This window comes from Haloarcula sp. MBLA0138, assembly GCF_055632455.1.
The window spans coordinates 1591203-1608795 of record NZ_CM145746.1; the positions used below are offsets into that span (position 1 = coordinate 1591203).

The 17593-nt window shown below is 70.8% G+C and carries 20 protein-coding genes; 14 read left to right on the forward strand and 6 right to left on the reverse strand.

Annotated elements, in window-relative coordinates; genetic code table 11:
- Positions 1–8: 8 nt before the first annotated feature.
- Positions 9–2027, forward strand: a complete 2019-nt coding sequence (locus tag ACV7JO_RS08450; protein WP_470352969.1) for a PKD domain-containing protein — start codon at positions 9–11, stop codon at positions 2025–2027.
- 25 nt (positions 2028–2052) lie between these two features.
- Here ACV7JO_RS08450 and ACV7JO_RS08455 read toward each other — a convergent pair whose 3' ends face one another.
- Positions 2053–2928, reverse strand: a complete 876-nt coding sequence (locus ACV7JO_RS08455) for a class 1 fructose-bisphosphatase (protein WP_470352970.1) — start codon at positions 2926–2928, stop codon at positions 2053–2055.
- A 323-nt stretch (positions 2929–3251) separates the two neighbouring features.
- On the opposite strand from ACV7JO_RS08455, the gene ACV7JO_RS08460 reads away from it, so the two are divergent.
- From ACV7JO_RS08460 to ACV7JO_RS08470, 3 genes are all read left to right on the forward strand, one after another.
- Positions 3252–3410: a DUF7534 family protein gene (locus ACV7JO_RS08460; protein WP_470352971.1), complete on the forward strand. Its 159-nt coding sequence runs from the start codon at positions 3252–3254 to the stop codon at positions 3408–3410.
- 111 nt (positions 3411–3521) lie between these two features.
- Positions 3522–4379: a 3-hydroxyacyl-CoA dehydrogenase family protein gene (locus ACV7JO_RS08465; protein WP_470352972.1), complete on the forward strand. Its 858-nt coding sequence runs from the start codon at positions 3522–3524 to the stop codon at positions 4377–4379.
- A gap of 89 nt (positions 4380–4468) precedes the next feature.
- Positions 4469–5611, forward strand: a complete 1143-nt coding sequence (locus tag ACV7JO_RS08470; protein ID WP_470352973.1) for an acyl-CoA dehydrogenase — start codon at positions 4469–4471, stop codon at positions 5609–5611.
- 9 nt (positions 5612–5620) lie between these two features.
- Here the strand turns inward: ACV7JO_RS08470 and ACV7JO_RS08475 are convergent, their stop codons facing one another.
- Positions 5621–5914 carry a PadR family transcriptional regulator gene (locus ACV7JO_RS08475; protein WP_470352974.1) on the reverse strand — a complete coding sequence of 98 codons (294 nt, stop codon included), beginning with the start codon at positions 5912–5914 and terminating at the stop codon, positions 5621–5623.
- A 108-nt stretch (positions 5915–6022) separates the two neighbouring features.
- On the opposite strand from ACV7JO_RS08475, the gene ACV7JO_RS08480 reads away from it, so the two are divergent.
- The gene (locus ACV7JO_RS08480; RefSeq protein WP_470352975.1) at positions 6023–6772 is read left to right on the forward strand and encodes a pirin family protein; all 750 of its coding nucleotides are present in this window, start codon (positions 6023–6025) and stop codon (positions 6770–6772) included.
- A 52-nt stretch (positions 6773–6824) separates the two neighbouring features.
- Here ACV7JO_RS08480 and ACV7JO_RS08485 read toward each other — a convergent pair whose 3' ends face one another.
- Entirely contained in the window at positions 6825–8249 is a 1425-nt protein-coding gene (locus ACV7JO_RS08485) for an HTTM domain-containing protein (RefSeq protein ID WP_470352976.1), read from the reverse strand.
- Positions 8250–8335: 86 nt separating this feature from the next.
- Here ACV7JO_RS08485 and ACV7JO_RS08490 point away from each other — a divergent pair, with 86 nt between their 5' ends.
- The 6 genes from ACV7JO_RS08490 to ACV7JO_RS08515 all read left to right on the forward strand — a co-directional run bounded on the left by ACV7JO_RS08490 (position 8336) and on the right by ACV7JO_RS08515 (position 11992).
- Entirely contained in the window at positions 8336–8614 is a 279-nt protein-coding gene (locus tag ACV7JO_RS08490; RefSeq protein WP_470352977.1) for a DUF7111 family protein, read from the forward strand.
- A 40-nt stretch (positions 8615–8654) separates the two neighbouring features.
- Positions 8655–8789 carry a hypothetical protein gene (locus ACV7JO_RS08495; protein WP_470352978.1) on the forward strand — a complete coding sequence of 45 codons (135 nt, stop codon included), beginning with the start codon at positions 8655–8657 and terminating at the stop codon, positions 8787–8789.
- A gap of 57 nt (positions 8790–8846) precedes the next feature.
- Complete coding sequence (locus ACV7JO_RS08500) at positions 8847–9269, forward strand: cobalamin B12-binding domain-containing protein (RefSeq protein WP_470352979.1); 423 nt, start codon at positions 8847–8849, stop codon at positions 9267–9269.
- A complete protein-coding gene (meaB, locus tag ACV7JO_RS08505; RefSeq protein WP_470352980.1) occupies positions 9266–10372 on the forward strand; it encodes a methylmalonyl Co-A mutase-associated GTPase MeaB in 1107 nt (368 codons plus the stop codon). Before ACV7JO_RS08500 ends, meaB begins: the two co-directional genes overlap by 4 nt.
- Before the next feature lie 90 nt (positions 10373–10462).
- Positions 10463–10981, forward strand: coding sequence for a hypothetical protein (locus ACV7JO_RS08510; RefSeq protein ID WP_470352981.1), 519 nt, complete (start codon positions 10463–10465; stop codon positions 10979–10981).
- Positions 10982–11053: 72 nt separating this feature from the next.
- Positions 11054–11992 (forward strand): alpha/beta fold hydrolase, encoded by a 939-nt coding sequence (locus ACV7JO_RS08515; protein WP_470352982.1) that lies wholly within the window; start codon positions 11054–11056, stop codon positions 11990–11992.
- 1 nt (position 11993) lies between these two features.
- On the opposite strand, the gene ACV7JO_RS08520 is transcribed toward ACV7JO_RS08515, so the two are convergent.
- The 3 genes from ACV7JO_RS08520 to ACV7JO_RS08530 all read right to left on the reverse strand — a co-directional run bounded on the left by ACV7JO_RS08520 (position 11994) and on the right by ACV7JO_RS08530 (position 13900).
- Complete coding sequence (locus tag ACV7JO_RS08520; RefSeq protein WP_470352983.1) at positions 11994–12374, reverse strand: Zn-ribbon domain-containing OB-fold protein; 381 nt, start codon at positions 12372–12374, stop codon at positions 11994–11996.
- Complete coding sequence (locus ACV7JO_RS08525; protein ID WP_470352984.1) at positions 12371–13537, reverse strand: thiolase domain-containing protein; 1167 nt, start codon at positions 13535–13537, stop codon at positions 12371–12373. Before ACV7JO_RS08525 ends, ACV7JO_RS08520 begins: the two co-directional genes overlap by 4 nt.
- Before the next feature lie 165 nt (positions 13538–13702).
- A complete protein-coding gene (locus tag ACV7JO_RS08530; RefSeq protein WP_470352985.1) occupies positions 13703–13900 on the reverse strand; it encodes a DUF5800 family protein in 198 nt (65 codons plus the stop codon).
- Between the two features lie 130 nt (positions 13901–14030).
- Here ACV7JO_RS08530 and ACV7JO_RS08535 point away from each other — a divergent pair, with 130 nt between their 5' ends.
- From ACV7JO_RS08535 to ACV7JO_RS08545, 3 genes are read left to right on the forward strand one after another with little or no spacing between them, the layout of a single operon-like run.
- Entirely contained in the window at positions 14031–15026 is a 996-nt protein-coding gene (locus tag ACV7JO_RS08535) for a polymer-forming cytoskeletal protein (RefSeq protein WP_470352986.1), read from the forward strand.
- 51 nt (positions 15027–15077) lie between these two features.
- Positions 15078–16286: an outer membrane protein assembly factor BamB family protein gene (locus ACV7JO_RS08540; RefSeq protein WP_470352987.1), complete on the forward strand. Its 1209-nt coding sequence runs from the start codon at positions 15078–15080 to the stop codon at positions 16284–16286.
- The gene (locus ACV7JO_RS08545; RefSeq protein WP_470352988.1) at positions 16286–17560 is read left to right on the forward strand and encodes an outer membrane protein assembly factor BamB family protein; all 1275 of its coding nucleotides are present in this window, start codon (positions 16286–16288) and stop codon (positions 17558–17560) included. Before ACV7JO_RS08540 ends, ACV7JO_RS08545 begins: the two co-directional genes overlap by 1 nt.
- Positions 17561–17593 lie beyond the last annotated feature (33 nt).

Below are 17593 nucleotides of genomic sequence, written 5' to 3' on the forward strand. Positions count from 1 at the left end.
GATAGCCGGTGCCGGAGAACGTCGGGGTGATGACTCGTGGCGGCGGGCGGCGACGGCGGTCGGCGGGGAGCGTCGGCCTCGCGCTGACCGCGGCGGTGGTCGCGCTGTGCGTGCTGGTCGCGCTCGGCGGGACGGCGACGGCGGCCGACACCGAACGGCCGAAGTGGGAGAACGCGACGGTGGTCAACGGCACGGCCATCGCAGTGACGATATCCGACAACGCGACGATAGACACCGGCAGTATCGAGCAGGGGGACTTCGTCACCTCGGAGGGGACCGTCGAGAACATCTCCGTTCGGTCGGTGGACGCGGCCGGCGAGAACCGAACCGCCGCTGAGGTGACGCTACACTTCACCAGCCGGTTCGACGTGGACAACGTCACCATCGGGCTCGTCTCGGGCGAGCGCATCACCGACGAGGCCGGCAACAACATCCGGGACGGCACGGTGACGGCGACGGGGACCGACACCGTGACGCCGAGCTACCGCTCGTTCTCGGTCACTCGGGTCAACAGCTCGACCGCCGAGATAGTCGCCGAGACCCACGAGCCGCTCTCGAACCTCGTCGTCTCTATCGGCGGCCCGACCGTCGACCGGCTCAACGCCTCGAACTTCACCGAGTCCGTCGGCGGGTCGGCGGTGTACCGCACCGAGTACACCTTCCCCGAGGAAGGGGAGTACTCGCTGCTGTGGCTGACCGCCACCGACGAGAGCAACAACACGATACAGTTCAGCCGACAGGCGACGTTCCGGTACGACGGCTCCGCGCCCAACGTGACAGTGAGCGGCCCGTCGAACGCGACGGTCGGCGAGCCGGTGACGGTCACGGCCCGCAACAGCACCGACGAACAGGGCATCGCCTCGTACCGGTGGCGCGTCGACGGCGGGACCATCCTCGCCGGCCCGAACGTCACCGTGGCCTTCGCCACGCCGGGCACCCACCGGCTCACCGCCACCGTCACCGACCCGCTGGGCAACGCCGCCCGGGCGACCCACGTGGTCACCGTCGCCCGCAACGGCAGCGACGCCGGTATCAACGTGACACGATACAACGGGACCTACACCCGTGTCGCCGTGGCCGGCACCGGGCGAACCCAGCAGGTCCGGTGGGCGAACGGCTCGCTGGCGGCTGCCGGCAACACGTCGCTGGACCGGCTCCGGGCGACCTTCCGGGCCAACGAGACGACGCTGTGGCTGCGGTCGTCGGACCGGACGCCGCCGTCGTTCGCCACGGCGACCGAGGAGACGGGGCTGGCCCGCTACGACGTGGCCCACGGCAACGCCAGCGCCGACAGCGTCGCCGTCACGTTCTCGGTGAACCGCACGGCGCTGAACCGGACCGGCGCGGGACCGAACGACGTGACGCTCTACCGCGACGAGGGCGGCTGGGTGCCCCTCGACACCGCCGTCGTCGGCCGGACCGACGCGGCCGTGACCTATCAGGCGTCGTCGCCCGGGCTGTCGACGTTCGTCGTCGGCGCGGCCAACGGAACCGACGGGGCGTCAGAGGCCGACCTCGCGGCCACGGACGCCGAGGCGGGGAACGCGACCGGCGGCGACAGCGCGGTCGACGGGAACGCAACTGAGGCGGCGTCCGGCGAGCCGAACGTCGTCGTCACGAACGCCACCGCCGACCCGGCGAACCTCTCTGTCGGCGAGTCGTTCGTCGTCCACGCCGAACTGACCAACCGCGGGACGGCGACCGGCGACCGCCGCGTCCTCGTCGTCCTCAACGGGACGGCGCTCGGGACGCGGACGGTGACGGTCCCGCCGGGCGAGCGCCGGGAGACCACGCTGGCGCTCGAAGCCGACGAGGGCGGCAACGTCACCGTCGAGGGCCAGCGGGTCGCCACCGTGGCGGCCGGCGGTGGGGTCGGACTGCCCGCGCTACCGGGGCTGCCGTCGCTGCCGAACCCGCTCGCGCTCTGGCCCAGCGGACTGCTCGGGACGGTTCTGAGCGCGCTCGTCGGACTGGTCGTGGTCGTCTACGGCGTCCTGAAGGCGCTCGCCATCTATCTGGGCTACTGAACGCGGCGAGCCGAAGAAGGGACCGTCAGTCGGTCTTGGCTTCGAGGCGCTCGATGAGCGGCGCGTTCCCGAGATACAGCGGCGTCCGAGCGTGGAGTTCGTCGGGCGTCGCCTCCAGCAGCGACGCCGATCCGTCCGAGGAGCGCCCGCCGGCCGCCTCGACGACGTAGGCCATGGGCTGGCCCTCGAACTGGAGGCGGAGCTTGCCCTCGGGGCGGGACTGGAGTTCGGGGTAGGCGAAGACGCCGCCGTAGGAGAGCACTTGATTGATGTCGGCTATCATCGCGCCGCCGTACCGGAGCTTCAGTTCCCGGCGGACGCTCTCGGCGTAGTCGGTGAACTCGTCGGTCCACGAATCGACCCCGCCGCCGAACCCGAAGACCGTCGGCTCCGACGGGACGGTCACGTCGTCGTCGACGAGCGTCCGCTCGCCGTCCTCGACGATGAACTCGTTGACGCGGCCGTCGCGGGCGACGACCATCGACGTGGCCGGGCCGTAGATGACGAATCCGGCGGCCAGCAGGTTCCGGCCGCTGGTGGGCGGGCGTTCGCTGTAGACGCCGAAAATCGTCCCCATCCCGCTGTTGGGTTCGAGGTTCGAGGAGCCGTCGAGGGGGTCCATCGCCACGTGGAGTTGGCCCTCGTCCTCGACGACTTCGGTGCGCTCCTCGCTGGCGTACGTGGCGACGCCGTCGACGGCCAGCAGCGCGTCCTCGAACAGCTCGTCCGCGCGGACGTCGGCGGCCAGTTGCCGGTCGCCGCTGGGGTTGACCGTGCCGCTGCCCTCGCGGTGTTGCGCGATGGCAGTGCGGACTGCCGGTGTCGTCCCGGCGATGGTGTCGGTTATCCGTTCGAGCGTCCGGTCGGCCGAAGCAGTCGAGGCGTCGAGTGACTTACTCATTGGTTGTGGCAGGCGGGTGCGGTTGCGCGGGCCGACGGTCGCCGCGGCGCCGACAGCGGCGACCGCCGGTTGGCATCACCTGCTGGTTCATCGGGCCAGCATAAGTATCTTATTCCTGACATTTACTACGGTGCGAGTGAATCGTTTCGGAACGGCCAAGTCGTTGCCCGAAAGTGTGCGAAACCCTGACAACGGAGGCGTCTCCGGACGCACCGTCTCGTGGCAACTGCCGTCACAAAGTTCCATACATAGTATAAGTAACTCTGTCGACAGAATTATTGTCCGGGTGAGAGTGTGTCCCACCGATGGGGATGTCACAGCGCATGCAGTTCGCCGTATTCGAGTCCCTCTTGATTATGCTCGGGTTCGCCCTTGCCGCTCAGGTATTGCCGCCGGACCCCTTCAGCCAAGTGATATCGACGGCGATAATTCTGGCGGTGACGCTCCCGCTCTCGTACTGGCTGGTCTACAGACGGGACTAACCGAGACACTCCCCGTACTGCGCGGTTGTCGGGGTTGCCGACAGGGTCCGCGGACCGTCCTGTAGCACCGTCAGCGGCATACTTACACGACTGCCGGCCCAAGCGTGTGGTATGCGCACGTCAAACATTGAGGCGGTCGGCGTCGTCGGTGCCGGGACGATGGGCAGCGGCATCGCGCAGGTCGCGGCGGCGGCGGGCTACGACGTGGTCATGCGCGATATCGAACCGGGCCTCGTCGAGGCGGGGTTCGAGCGCATCGACGAGAGCCTCGGCAAACTGGTCGCGCGGTCGGACCTCTCGTCGGCGGAGGCCGACGCCGCCCGCGAGCGCATCGACGGGACGACCGACGCGGCCGCCCTCGCCGACTGCGACGTGGTCGTCGAGGCCGTCACCGAGGACATGAGCGTCAAGCAGTCCGTCTTCGAGACGCTGGCCGAACACTGCTCGCGCGAGGCAGTGCTGGCGACGAACACCAGCACACTGTCGATAACGACCATCGCCAGCGCCATCCCGGCCCCCGAGCGCGTGGTGGGGCTTCACTTCATGAACCCGGTCCCGCTGATGAAAGGCGTGGAGGTGGTCGTCGGCGAGAAGACGGGGGAAGCGACCCGGACGCTGGCCCACGAGTTCGCCGGTGAACTGGGCAAGGAGACGTGGGAGGCCGACGACAAACCGGGGTTCGTCACCAACCGCATCCTGATGCCGTGGATAAACGAGGGCGTCCGCGCCTACGACGAGGGCGTCGCCTCGATGGCCGACATCGACCGCGGGATGCGACTGGGGACGAACGTCCCGATGGGCCCGCTGGAACTGGCCGACCACATCGGACTGGACGTGGTGTTGGATGCCAGCGAGACGCTCCACGAGGAACTGGGCGACCGCTACCAGCCTGCCTACCTCCTGAAGCGCAAGGTCGCCGCCGGCGACCTCGGGAAGAAGAGCGGCATCGGCTTCTACGAGTACGAGTAGCGACGGCGCGGTCCGACCGCCGAGGGACCACCGGGATACCCGTCCCCCGGTGGCCAACAGTAAAGGTTCGGGCCACGGTACCTCGTCGCATGGACTTCGCCCCGACACAGGAGCAGCGCCAGATACGCGAGATGGTCGCCGAGTTCGTCGACGAGGAGGTCGTTCCGCGGGCGGGCGAGATAGACGAGACCGACGAGTTCCCCGCCGACCTCGTCGACCAGATGGCCGACCTCGGCCTCATGGGGATGCCCATCCCCGAGACCTACGGCGGTGCCGGGCTGGACTACCACAGCTACGCGATGGCGCTCGAAGAGATATCGCGGGGCAGCGGCGGCCTCGGGACCGTCGTCGCCGCCCACGTCTCGCTGGCCTGCAACATGGTCTACGAGTTCGGCGACGACGACCAGCGAGAGCGGTTCCTGAAGCCGCTGGCGGCGGGCGAAGACATCGGCGCGTTCGCGCTCTCGGAGGCCGGGGCCGGCAGCGACGTGCCGGCGATGGAGACGACCGCCGAGCGCGACGGCGACGGCTACGTCGTCGACGGGGGGAAGCTCTGGATATCCAACGGCTCCGTGGCCGACACGGTCGTCCTGTTCGCCAAGACCGACCCCGACGCCGGCCGGGACGGCATCTCGTCGTTCGTCGTCCGCCCCGAGACCGACGACGGCTTCGTCGTCGAGGGCACCGAGCACAAACTCGGCGACAAGGGCTGTCCGACCGCCGAGTTGCGCTTCGACGACATGTACCTCCCGGCGGACCGCCGGCTGGGCGAGGAGGGCGAGGGGTTCGGCCACGCGCTGCAGACGCTCAACGGCGGGCGCATCACCATCGCGGCCCGCGGCGTCGGCATCGCACAGGCCGCGCTGGACGAGGCCCTGCGGTACGCCGGCGACCGCGAGCAGTTCGGCCGTCCCATCGGCGACTTCCAAGCAATCCAACACAAGCTGGCCGATATGGACACCAAGACCGAGGCCGCCCGACTGTTGATGCACCGGGCCGCCGACCTGAAAGAGCGCGGCGAGCCCTTCGTCAAGGCGGCCGCGCAGGCGAAACTGTACGCTTCGGAAATCTCCCGGGAGGTCGCCAACGAGGGCATCCAGATTCACGGCGGCTACGGCTACACGAAGGAGTTCCCGGTCGAGCGGTTCTACCGGGACGCGAAGCTCAACGAGATTTACGAGGGGACCAGCGAGGTGCTGCGCAACACCATCGCCGACCGGCTGCTCGACTGAGCGCCGGCGTCACCGTTCCGACGCGTCGAGGTTCGCGGCCATCCACTCGAACTGTTCGCGCAGGCGGCGCTGGCCGCCGTCGGTCAGCGAGTACACGTCGGCGATGCCCTCCGTCCGGTTCTGGAGGAACCCGGCATCCTCCATCGCCCGCAGGGCGGCGTAGAAGCTCTGTGGCTCGATGCGGGTGTCGTAGCGGTCTTCGAGACGGGTCTTGAGCCGCTGGCCGGTCAGTTCGCCGTCCTCGGCCCCGGCCAGCAGGACGCACACGTCGCGGCGGCGGCCGCTCTGGAACCACTTCGCCATACCCGTAGCGGGCGCGAGCCGACCTTGGCGCTTGCGGTCGAGAGCGGTCGTGTGGACCGGCGACCGACCCGCCCGGCCGCTTATGCGCCGCGGTCCCGTGGGAGCGGTATGGCCGCCGACGAGACACGACACGGCGACGACGGGCCGATTCCGGGCGAAGAGGTGCGACACGGGACGGGCGTGACATCGACGCGCGCGTTTCCGACCGACGGCTACCCCCACAACCTCGACCCGTTCGTCCTCTTCGAGCGCTTCTACATCGACCCCGACGAGGGGTTCCCGACCCACCCCCACCGCGGCTTCGAAATCGTCTCGTACATGCTCGAAGGCGGGATGGAACACGAGGACTCGCTGGGCGTCACGAACACCGCCCGAGCGGGCGAGGCGATGCGTATCACGACCGGGAGCGGCATCAAACACTCCGAGTTCCCGGCCGGCGACGCCGGCTGTAACGGGCTGCAGCTGTGGGTAAACCTCCCGCGGGCGGAGAAGGATGCCGACCCCGGCTACGTCGACGCGGCCGCCGACGAACTCCCGACAGCCACGCGGGCGGGGGCGACGGTCACGACGGTCGTCGGCGAGGGGTCGCCGCTTGCCCTCCGGACGGAGATGGAGTACCTCGACGCCACCGTCTCGGGCGAGTGGGCGTGGGACCTCCGGGACGGGTGGCGGGGCTTCCTCTACGGCGTCGACGGGAGCGGGACGGTCGACGGCGCGGCGTTCGGCGACGGCGACGTACTCCCGGTCACCGACTCGCGGACGGTCCGGGTGCGGAGCGACGACTCGCTGCGCGTCGCGGCCGTCTCGGGCGAGCCCCACGGCGAGCCGATACGACAGCGCGGCCCGTTCGTCCTGTGAGCGAGAATCGCCGGCGGCGGACTCGCCGACCGCGAGCGCGCTGCCGGCGTCGTCAGGCCCCGCACTGATAGCGCCCGAGCGTCTCGCGGGTGACCGACTCCGGCCCGTCGAGGTCGGTCCGCTCGACGAGATACACCAGCCGTAGGCCGACCATCCGGTCGTCGTGGGCGCGGTTCCAGCGCCCACAGAGGTAGTCCGCCAGCGAGCGCCGCAGTCGCGCCTCGCCGCGGGCGTCGTCGAGGAACTTCCGCCAGCGCTCGTTGGGGTAGGCCGCCGCCGCCTCCGCGGGCCGGGAGAGGTCGACCGGCGCGCCGTCGAGCGCGTCGACCCTCGCTCCGGACTCCAGCGTCGCGGGCGCGGCGTACCACCACGTCGCCAGCGGCGGCGACGGCGCAAACATGTCCCACGTCCGCTGTTCGACGCGGTCGGGCGTCCCGGGGGGCGCGTCAACGACGCCGAGTCCGATGCCGTTGACGACGAGCAACACGGCCAGACAGACGACGGCCAACGCGCGGGCGACCCGGCCCAGCGCCGGCAGTCGGGCCGCCAGCGGTGGGCGCGGGTCGGCGTCGGGGAGGCGCTTCGGGACCCCCGAGACGGCGCGCTCGACGCGGTCCCAGACCTCGCTCGGGAGGAAGGGGAGGAGGCCCGTCATCGACACCAGCGGGAACACGCCGATGTTGAGCGTCAGCAGCATGCCGAAGTGGGCGGCGACGAACGCACCGGCCAGCAGCCCCCGGACGCGCCCGGTCGAGAGGAGCAACAGCGGCGAGCAGACCAGCAGCGCCACCCACGCCCAGTCGGCCAGCGTCAGCAGCGGCGCGGCCCCGGCCAGCGCGTTCCCGACGACGGTGGTGAACTGGTCCAACTGGAAGACGTAGCGGACGGCGTCGCCGCGGAGCCAGACGTCCGCGCGGAACTTCACGAGCGCGTTGGCCGCGTAGACGGCGAGCACCTGCACCAGCAGGCCGGCCGTCGCGGGACCGGCGACGGTGTGGTCGGTCTCGGAGGGCGGGCCGGCGTCGACGGCCCACCGGCTCCCGAGCGGGAGAAAGAGGCCCCAGAAGACCAGCCGTCGAAGCAGCGAGTCGCCGGCGTTGAGCAACATCGGGTTGCGGACCTGCAGCGAGACGAGCAAGACCAGCGACACCGCCGCCGCCAGCCGCGTCCGGTAGCCGACAAGCAGCGCGAGCGCCGCCGCGCCGGCGACGGCGAACAACAGGAGTTGGAGCCACGCCTCGCCCGACAGCGCGTGCAGGGAGAGCCGGTTCCAGCCGGGGTACAGCGCCGCCAGCACTGCCCGCGGGAGGACGCCGCGGTCGGTGTAGAAGGCAACGAGGTCCGGGGCGCGCCGGAGGAGGTCGACGAGCAACACCGCGCCCAGCGAGACGCGGACGGCGGCCAGCGCGCGTCGGTCGACGGCCACGCGGCGGGCTACCGCGGCGCGGGCGCGCTCGCTCCACGAGGCCTCTGTCACTGCACGACGACTGGCCCGACGGCGGGATAAGTCTTACAGTGTCGCCATCGACAGGTTTCACTACGCGCGGTCCCAACGGGGAGTCGATGAGCGAGCACGCGACGGCCGAGGCAGACGGTATCACCGCCCGCTACCGGGAGACCGACGGGGAGCGCCGCCTCACCTTCGAGAGTCCCGGCGGGTCGGCGGCCATCGCCCAGAACGTCGAGGGGTACGCCATGCTGAAGGTCCGGCCGACGGCCGACGGCGACGAACTGGAGCGCTACTACGGCTTCGACATGGCGCTCGACCACGCCGCCGAACTGCTCGGCGTCGCGGCCCACGACCTGCCGGTCCCCGACGCCGCGAGCGACATGGGGATGTGACCGGCAAACGCTTTTTTCGAGAGGCGTGTTAGCGTCAGTCATGGTACGGCTCGCCGACCGCTTGGGACACCCGGCGTGGGCGACCGCCGTGGCGACGCTCGCGGGCTACGGACTGGTCTTGCTCGCCCTGTTCGCGCTCCTGTTCGTGGTTCCCTCCCTCCTGTTTCCGGCCTGACGCGGACGGGAACGAGACAGGGCAAGAGTGAAAGTGCCACCCGTGGTACTGCCCGGCATGAGTGTCGAGCAGGAGCAGGCCGAACGCACCATCCGCTGTCTGGTGGCGAAGGTCGGACTCGACGGACACGACCGGGGAGCCCACGTCATCGCGCGGGCGCTCCGTGACGCCGGCTTCGAGGTCATCTACTCGGGGCTACACCGCTCGCCCGACGAGGTGGTACAGGCGGCCGTCCAGGAGGACGTGGACGTGGTCGGCATCTCCATCCTCTCGGGGGCGCACAACACGCTCGTCCCCCGGATTCTCGACGGCCTGCGGGAGTACGACGCCTTCGACGACCGGCTCGTCGTCGTCGGCGGCATCATCCCCGAGGACGACCGCGAGGAGCTGTACGACCGCGGCGTCGACGAGATATTCGGACCCGGGGCGTCGATGGACCGGATGGTCGAGTTCATCCGGGCCAACGCCCCCGAGCGATGAGCGACCTCGTCGACGACCTGCTGGCCGGCAGCCACAGCGCGCTCGCGCGGGTCATCACGAAAATCGAGAACCGGTCGCCGGGCTACCGCGACGTGGTCTCGGCGCTGCACGCCCACGCCGGCGACGCGGACGTCGTCGGCGTCACGGGCAGCCCCGGGGCCGGCAAGTCGACGCTGGTCGACAAGGCGGCGGCCGCCTACCGCGAGCAGGGGCTGACCGTCGGCGTCATCGCCATCGACCCTTCCTCGCCCTTTACCGGCGGCGCGGTGCTGGGCGACCGCATCCGGATGGCTTCGAACGCCGGCGACATGGACGTGTTCTTCCGCTCGATGTCCGCCCGCGGGTCGCTCGGGGGCCTCTCGACGGCGACGACCGACGCCGTCACCGCCTTGGACGCCTTCGGCAAGGACGTGGTCATCGTCGAGACGGTCGGCGCGGGACAGAACGAGGTCGACATCGTGCGGACCGCCGACACCGTCGCCGTCCTCGTCCCGCCGGGCAGCGGCGACGACGTGCAGATGCTCAAGGCCGGCATCCTCGAAATCGGCGACGTGTTCGTCGTCAACAAGGCCGACCTCGACGGGGCCGACCGGACGGTCCAACAGCTCAAGGAGATGTTACAGGGACGGGACGGCCGGCCGGACACGGGCCACCACGGGACCATCTCCGCGGGCGGGGAGACGGTCGGCGGGAGCGCGGCCGGTGGTACGGCCGGCGGAAACGGCGGGGGAGCGGCGGATGCGGACGCGGCCGGCCACGACGGCCCGGCCGACAGCGGGGCCGACGACAGCTGGGACCCCGTCGTCGTCGAGACGGTGGCGAACCGCGGCGAGGGCGTCGATGACTTCCTCGGGGCGCTGGCCGACCACGCCGACTACCTCGACCGGACCGGCCGCCGGGAGCGGCGGGCGCGCGAGCGCTACGCCTCGGAGATACGGACCCTCCTCCGAGAGGACGTGAACGACCTGCTCGCGGACGAACTCGACCGTCGCGGCGGCGTCGACGGCTACGTCGACCGGGTGTTGGCCCGCGAGACCGACCCCTACACCGTCGCCGCCGAGGTGCTCGAACCGCTGCGGGAGTGTCTGGACGACCAGCGGTGAGAGCGCCGCGGGTCGAACGGTGACTCGTCACGGCGTTCGCCCGCGGCGATGACACAGAACTATATACCGGATTCACGACTGGTCGCGTAGATGTCAGCCAGTTCGACCCGGCCGACGCGGGCGACCGGACTCCGGTCCCGCCTCGCGGCCGTCCCGCCGCGGCAGTGGGTCGCCGCCGCCGTCACCGGCTTCCTCGGGAGCGTCCCGCTCGGTCTGATGATGCAGTTCGGCAACCCGGAGCCGCTGCTCGCGCTCGCGCTCCCGCGGATGTACGGGCTCGGCGGCCCCGATATCCGGCTCGGGTGGGCGCTGCACCAGTGCCACGGCGTCGCGCTCGCGGTGCTGTACGTCGCGGCCGTCCAGTGGCCGTCCGTCCGCTGGACGGCGGCGACGCTCCGGGGGGCGGTCGGGTTCGCGTTCGTCGTCGGCGTCGGGACGACGGCGCTGCTCTCGGTGCTGGTGATGCCGCTGTGGCTCCACGCCGTCGGGTACCCGTACGCGCCACCCGTCCCGGACCTGACGATGCCCGAGAAGCTCTGGAGCGTCGGCGGCCACGTCGTCTACGCGCTCCCGGTGACGGTCGGCTACGCGGTGCTCGCCCGCGACTGAGAAGCCGGGACGTGGAGCGGGTAGTGTCGGCGGCCCGCCACGTATAAGCGGCTTCCCGGCCTACCGTTCGGTATGAGACTCCGCAAGGCACTCGGTGCCGCCGTCGGCGCGGCCGGGGCGACGGCGCTGGCGAACCGCGTCCTCCAGTCGCGCGCCGCCGATTTCGACCCGTTCCTGCCGGGGATACAGGGCGAGTACCGTTGGCGGGGCTTCGACGTGGCCTACGCGGAGGCCGGCGACCCGTCGGACCCCGACCTCGTCTTGCTACACGGCATCAACGCCGCCGCGAGCAACCACGAGTTCCACGCGGTCTTCGAGGCGCTGGCCGAGGAGTACCACGTCCTCGCGCCGGACCTGCCGGGCTTCGGTCACTCCGACCGGCCGCCGCTGCTGTACTCGGCATCGCTGCTGACGACGTTCGTCCGGGAGTTCCTCGCCGACGAGACCGAGGCCCCGACGGTCGTGGCGAGTTCGCTGACGGCCGCCTACGCCGCCGAGGCTGCGACCGAGGTCGACGTCGCCGAGTTGGTGCTGATCTGTCCGACCGACGCCTCGATGGGCGACCGGAACGTCCTGCTGCGGTCGGTGCTCCGGTCGCCGCTGCTCGGGCAGGCCATCTACAACCTCGTCGGCTCCAAGGCGTCGATTCGGTACTTCCACGACGACCACGGCTACTACGACCTGTCGAACCTCACCGAGGCGGTCGTCGACTACGAGTGGGCCAGCGCCCACCAGCCCGGTGCGCGGTTCGCGCCCGCGTCGTTCATCTCGGGCTTTCTCGACCCCGAAACGGACCTCGCCGAGGTGCTGGCCGAACTCGACGTGCCGGTGACGCTGGTCTGGGGCGAGGAGGCCGACATCACGCCGCTGTCGGCGGGCCGCGAACTCGCCGAGGCGGCCGACGCGACGCTCGTCGTCTTCGGCGACTCGCTGCTGTTGCCCCACGTCGAACACCCCGAGGCGTTTGTCGACGTGGTCCGGGGCGAGACGACGACGGTGGCCGTCGAGTAGGCTACCGTGGCCGGAACACGACCACGCGGTCGCCGGTCGTTGCCCGCTCACCGACCTCGATACCGACCACGTCGCCGATAGCCACGTCGTCGGCCCCCCGGACCAACCCGGTCACCGAGACCGGGCCGAAGTCGGCGATGGCGGTGACGTAGGGCGCGTCGTCCTCGAACTGCGGCGTGGCGACCGTAATCGTGGTGTGAGTGACTATCTCGCCGGCGTCGGGCAGGGGCTCCGAGGCGAGGTCGCGCGAGCCACAGTCGGGACAGACCCGCCGGGGCGGGAGCCAGCCGTGGCCGTTCTCGCACTCGCGGTAGGTCGCCTCGCCGGCGGCCACGCCGTCCAGCCACGCGTCGTACTCGCCGTCGCGCGCGGTCTCGCTCATCCGCGCACCTCCAGTACGTGGACGGTCGTGGACGCGACGGTGCCCCCGGCGTTGTGCGCGACGCCGACGGTGCCGTCGGGGACGGCGTCGGCCCGCGGGTGCGAACCGTCGAGGACCCACGCGATGGTCGCCAGTTGGGCGACGCCGGTCGCGCCGACGGGGTGGCCCTTTGCTTTCAGGCCACCCGAGAGGTTGACCGGCAGGTCGCCGTGGCGGTCAGTGACGCCCTCCGTCGCGGCGGTGATGCCCTCGCCACGCTCGAAGAGGCCCAGCGACTCGATGGCGAGTACCTCGGCGATAGTGAAACAGTCGTGGACCTCCGCCACATCCACGTCGTCGGGGCCGACGCCGGCGTCGGCGTAGGCCTCCTCGGCGGCCTTGTCGGCGGCCGGGGTCTGTGCGAGGTGGCGGCGGTCCTGCAGCGCGAGGTTGTCCCCGCCCTGCCCGGTGCCGGTGACGGCGACGGGCGCGTCGAGGTCGTGTTCGTCGGCGTAGGACTCCGTGGTCAGGACCGCCGCGGCGGCCCCGTCGGTGATGGGACAGGAGTCGTACAGCCCCAGCGGACTGGCTATCGTCGGGGCCTCCAGCGCGTCCTCGACGGTAATCTCCTTCTGTATCTGGGCGTGGTCGTTGACCAGCGCGTGCTCGTGGTTCTTCACCGCGACGTGGGCGAGGTCCTCGTGGCTCCCGCCGTACTCCTCGAAGTACGACCGGGCCATCAGCGCGTACGCGCCGGGGAAGGTCATCCCGGCCCGAACCTCGTAGAGGTCGTCGGCGGCGATGGCGAGCGCGTCCGTCGCCGCGGCCGTCCCGACGTTGGTCATCCGCTCGGCCCCGCCGACGACGGCCACCTCGGCCTCGCCGTTCCGGAGGGTCTTGACCGCCTCGCGGATGGCGGCCCCAGCGGAGGCACAGGCCGCTTCGACGCGGGTGGCCGGCGCGTCGAGCCCGATGGCCTCCGCCATCAGCGGTCCCTGATGGCCCTGATGCTCGGCCAGTTCGCCCATGAAGTTGCCGTAGTACAGCGCCGCGACGTCGTCCGGGTCGACCCCCGAATCGTCCAGCGCTTCGAGGCCGGCCTCGGCGAACAAATCGCGGCCGGTGCGCTCGGGGTGTTTCCCGAAGTTGGTGACGCCGACACCGGCGACACGTGGGTCTGTCATTACCTCTCAGTCGGCGCTTGGGACATAAATGCCTGCCGACTGTGTGAGTTTTTGCCACGGTTCCGGCGTCGAATTACCGCAAGAGGGCACCACATTAGTTGGAATTTGGTACTTTTCCCACGACGGATTAATATCCCACGAAGGTACCGGAAAACGACGGGCCGGTCAGTCGACGATCTCGCCGACTCGCCGCGGCTCACCCGACAGCGCCGGCTCCGGCTCGACGATTTTGAGTACCTCGTGGTCGGTCACGTCGGGGTAGGACTTCTGGGTCGCATCCTCGATGAGGGCTTTCTCCAACCGGAACTCCGTCCCCTCGAAGACGACATCGACGCCCTGCTCGTCGAACGACAGTGCAGTCATGGGCGACGGTACGGCTGGCGCGGATAAAAGTTGGTCGTTCGCTCCTCTCGGAGGACGGCGTCAGACGCACGTCAGACACCCGTCGTGCGCGCCCTGAGGCTTTAATACGCCGGAATACCGTTGTGACGACGTGCAACTGGGCTCTGCTCCGCTCTCGGAACTCTCGATTCCCGACGGGACCACCGTCGAGGAACACGACTTGGTGACGGAGGGCGACGTCATCGTGGGTGGACAGAGCACCGTCGAGTTCGGTGTCCGCTGTCGCTCGCTCATCGCCGACGAGCGGGTGCGCTTTGGCGGCCACATCGAGGCCGAGGGCGACTGTCGGCTCGACATGTGGTGTGAGGTGGCCGACAGCGTGCTGGTCGGCGAGGACGCCTACATCGGCGAGCGAGTCCACATCGGCGGCGAACTCAGGGTCGCGGGTGGACTCGACATCGGCGACGACGTCGACATCGAGGACGGCTTCGAGGTCAACGGCTGGATAGTCATCCGGAACCCGATGCCGACCATCGTCTTCCTGTTCGTCTACCTCTCGCATCTCTTCCGCCTCGGCGAGGACGAGGCCGCCGAGGCGGTGCTGGAGTCGATGCTCGGCGAGGACGGCGACGCCGACCCGGTGTTGGTCCCTCGCGGGGCCAGCGTCTCCGACGACGCGTGGCGCGTCTCGACGCCCGCAACCATCGGCGACGATTGCCGGCTCCACGGAAACATCCGCGCCGAGTCGATGGAGGTCGGCCGGGACAACGTCGTCTTCGGGAGCCTTCGGGCCCGCGGTGACGTGGTCGTCGGGAAGGGGACCGAGATAAAGGGCGACGTGACGACCCGGGACGGGACGGTCCGCATCGGCCCCGGCGTGACGGTGTGGGGCGACATCGCCGCCAAGACGGTCGAACTCCACGAGAACGCCACCGTCGACGGGACCATCCGCGCCCGCGAGGAGATGCGGATGCACACCGATGCCGTGCTGGACCGCCCCGACGAGTCCGCCGAGGCGATGGCGGCGATGGCCGAGGAACTCGACGAGGCCGAGATAGGCGGCGAGGACGGGACGGAAACCGAGGACGCAAACGGTGCGACCGACGGCGGTACCGACGACGCCGCGTCGCCGGACCCGTCGGACTGATACCCGCCCGTACCGGAGGGGTTTTTGACAGCGGGACCGACCGCCACGGTAATGCGCCGCCGGACCGCCATCGGAGCCATCTGTTCGTGTGCGCTCGCCGGTTGTCTCACGTTCGAGTCCGAGGCGTCGGGCGGCGAGTCCGACGCGACTGACACGACCGCGGCCGCGACGGACCCATCGCCCGCCGACACAGCGACGCCGACGGAGACCCCCCGCGAGAACGCGGTCGCGCTCGGGGAGGCGTGGCACCGCAAGTTCCCGTCTGAGGACGGGGTCCGCGTCGACGGCGACGCCCTCTACACCCCGTTCCGGGGCCAGAGCGGCGAGCCAAGTGGGGTCCGCTCGGTCGCGCTCGACACCGGCGAGACGCTGTGGACGGCCGCGCTCGGCACCTCGCCGAACAGTCTGTATTCGACGGTCGCCGGCGACGTGCTCTACCTGACCGCGGACGGGACGCTTTTCGCCGTCGATACCGCTGACGGCGGCGTCCTCGCGCGCCGGGAACTCGGCGACACCCGCGGCCCGCCGGCCGTGGCCGGGGACACGCTGGTCGTCGGGACGACGTTCGTCGAGGAGAGCACGCTCTACGGGCTCGACCCCGAGACGCTGGCGGTCCGCTGGACCGTCGATGGCCGCCTCGACCTCAGTGAAAACAGTTGGGTCACCTCGGGATTCGACGGTGCTGCCGCGGTCGACGGCGTCGTCGTCGCGGCCTACCGCAACGGTCGGTTCTCCGGCTACGACCCGGCGACCGGCGAGGAACTATGGTTGACGGAGTTCGTCGTCCCCGGCCCGGGGAACGGCCCCTTTGCCGACGGGGCCGGCGGCGTCGTCGCCGTCGACTCGGAGCGGCGGGCCGTCGGCCGCCTCGACCCGGCGACCGGCGAGGAACTGTGGCTGTTCGAGTTCGACACGCGGACGGGCGAGCTACCGCCGGTGTCCCGCCCGGTCTTCGAGGACGGGGTCGGCTGGCTCGGCGTCGAGCGGCACCTGTTCGCGTTCGACACTGCGACCGGCGAGCGCCGGTGGCACGCCGAGTTCGACGCCCCGGTCACCGACGGCCGAGTCGCGCTCACCGACGCGACCGTCTGGGTCGTCACGGGCGACGGGTCGTTGCGGGGGTACGACCGCGAGTCGGGGACACTTCGCTACCGGCGCGACGACCCCCCGATGGCCGGCCACCTCGCCGGCGACGGGTCGGCGCTGGTCGCCAGCACCCGGGCGGAACTGGGACGGTTCGCCGTGACGGAGGCCGAGTGATGGACGGGAAGCGACCGTCACGGCGGGCGCTGCTGGCGTCGCTGGCCGCCGCCGGGACGGCAGGCTGTCTCAGGACGGGTGTCGAGGAGGCCGGCGGCGGGACGGACACGGAACCGGGCGGCGAGCGGACGGCAGACCCGGCGACCGCCACGGCGACGACGGCCGAAACGACCGCGACCGGCGGCACCGAGGCGTGGCCGACGTTCGGCGCGGACCGGACCGGTCGCGGGGCCGCCGACGTGACCGGGCCGGGCCGCGCGCTCACCGAGGAGTGGTCGGCGACGTTCGACGGGTGGTCAGGTGGCTGTGACCCCGCCGTCGCGGCCGGGACGGCGTACGTCGTCACTCGGACGAACCTGCGGGCGCTGGACGCGGCCACCGGTGACGAGCGGTGGGCGTTCGAGGTCGGTCTGACCGACTCCGTCAGCCCCGCACCGACGGTGCGCGACGGGACGGTGTACGCGACGCCGGGCGACGGGTTCGCGTACGCGCTCTCGACGGACGGGGAGTTCCGATGGTCGACGCAACTGACGGCGGGGAGCGGTCTGAGCCACCTGACGCCGCGGCCGGCGGGAGACGCCGTCGTCGTGGCGGAGCAGACATCTCTCTCCGCAGTCGGGGCCGAGGGAGGAGAGACCCGCTGGTCGGCGACGGTCGAGGGAGACCACGTTACCGGCGTCGTCACGGCCGACGGGACGGCGTACGTCGGCGTGTTCACCACCGGCTCGACCCAGCCCAGCCTCCTCGCGTTCGATGCGGCCGACGGCGAGCGGCTGTGGTCGAACACGGACCGTAGCGTCAACGGGACCACCGCCCCGACGGTGGTCGACGGCGGGGTCTACGCCGCGGGCTTCGGCCGCGACGGCCGGGTCGTCGCCCTCGACGCCGCCAGCGGCGACGAGCGGTGGGCGACGACTGTCGGTGCAGAGATACGGGCGTCGCTGACCGTCGACGCGTCGACGGTGTACGTCCCCGACGCGAGCGGGACGGTCACCGCTCTCGACGCCGCCGACGGCACCGAGCAGTGGCGGACTAGCCTCCACGACGCGGGCCCCGAAGCCGAGCGGCTGAACGCCGCCGCCGCGGCGCTCGTCGAGGGCGTGCTATACGCGGGGACCACCGACGGTCGCCTCGTCGCGCTCGACGCCGACGACGGGACGGTCGCCGGCGAGGCGACGGTCGGCGCGGCGGTGCACTCCTCGCCGGCGGTCGCCGAGGGCCGCGTCCTCGTCAGCGACATCGAGGGCCGACTGGCCGCGTACGGCCCCGAATGAGCGGGCGAGACCGAAACCCCCTTTCCGGCGAGT

Excerpts from the sequence above, each read along its gene's own strand:
- ACV7JO_RS08455 (WP_470352970.1), bottom strand. The coding sequence starts at position 2,928 with ATGAGTAAGTCACTCGACGCCTCGACTGCTTCGGCCGACCGGACGCTC.
- ACV7JO_RS08460 (WP_470352971.1), top strand. The coding sequence starts at position 3,252 with ATGCAGTTCGCCGTATTCGAGTCCCTCTTGATTATGCTCGGGTTCGCC.
- ACV7JO_RS08465 (WP_470352972.1), top strand. The coding sequence starts at position 3,522 with ATGCGCACGTCAAACATTGAGGCGGTCGGCGTCGTCGGTGCCGGGACG.
- ACV7JO_RS08470 (WP_470352973.1), top strand. The coding sequence starts at position 4,469 with ATGGACTTCGCCCCGACACAGGAGCAGCGCCAGATACGCGAGATGGTC.
- ACV7JO_RS08475 (WP_470352974.1), bottom strand. The coding sequence starts at position 5,914 with ATGGCGAAGTGGTTCCAGAGCGGCCGCCGCCGCGACGTGTGCGTCCTG.
- ACV7JO_RS08480 (WP_470352975.1), top strand. The coding sequence starts at position 6,023 with ATGGCCGCCGACGAGACACGACACGGCGACGACGGGCCGATTCCGGGC.
- ACV7JO_RS08490 (WP_470352977.1), top strand. The coding sequence starts at position 8,336 with ATGAGCGAGCACGCGACGGCCGAGGCAGACGGTATCACCGCCCGCTAC.
- ACV7JO_RS08495 (WP_470352978.1), top strand. The coding sequence starts at position 8,655 with ATGGTACGGCTCGCCGACCGCTTGGGACACCCGGCGTGGGCGACCGCC.
- ACV7JO_RS08500 (WP_470352979.1), top strand. The coding sequence starts at position 8,847 with ATGAGTGTCGAGCAGGAGCAGGCCGAACGCACCATCCGCTGTCTGGTG.
- meaB (WP_470352980.1), top strand. The coding sequence starts at position 9,266 with ATGAGCGACCTCGTCGACGACCTGCTGGCCGGCAGCCACAGCGCGCTC.
- ACV7JO_RS08510 (WP_470352981.1), top strand. The coding sequence starts at position 10,463 with ATGTCAGCCAGTTCGACCCGGCCGACGCGGGCGACCGGACTCCGGTCC.
- ACV7JO_RS08515 (WP_470352982.1), top strand. The coding sequence starts at position 11,054 with ATGAGACTCCGCAAGGCACTCGGTGCCGCCGTCGGCGCGGCCGGGGCG.
- ACV7JO_RS08520 (WP_470352983.1), bottom strand. The coding sequence starts at position 12,374 with ATGAGCGAGACCGCGCGCGACGGCGAGTACGACGCGTGGCTGGACGGC.
- ACV7JO_RS08525 (WP_470352984.1), bottom strand. The coding sequence starts at position 13,537 with ATGACAGACCCACGTGTCGCCGGTGTCGGCGTCACCAACTTCGGGAAA.
- ACV7JO_RS08530 (WP_470352985.1), bottom strand. The coding sequence starts at position 13,900 with ATGACTGCACTGTCGTTCGACGAGCAGGGCGTCGATGTCGTCTTCGAG.
- ACV7JO_RS08540 (WP_470352987.1), top strand. The coding sequence starts at position 15,078 with ATGCGCCGCCGGACCGCCATCGGAGCCATCTGTTCGTGTGCGCTCGCC.
- ACV7JO_RS08545 (WP_470352988.1), top strand. The coding sequence starts at position 16,286 with ATGGACGGGAAGCGACCGTCACGGCGGGCGCTGCTGGCGTCGCTGGCC.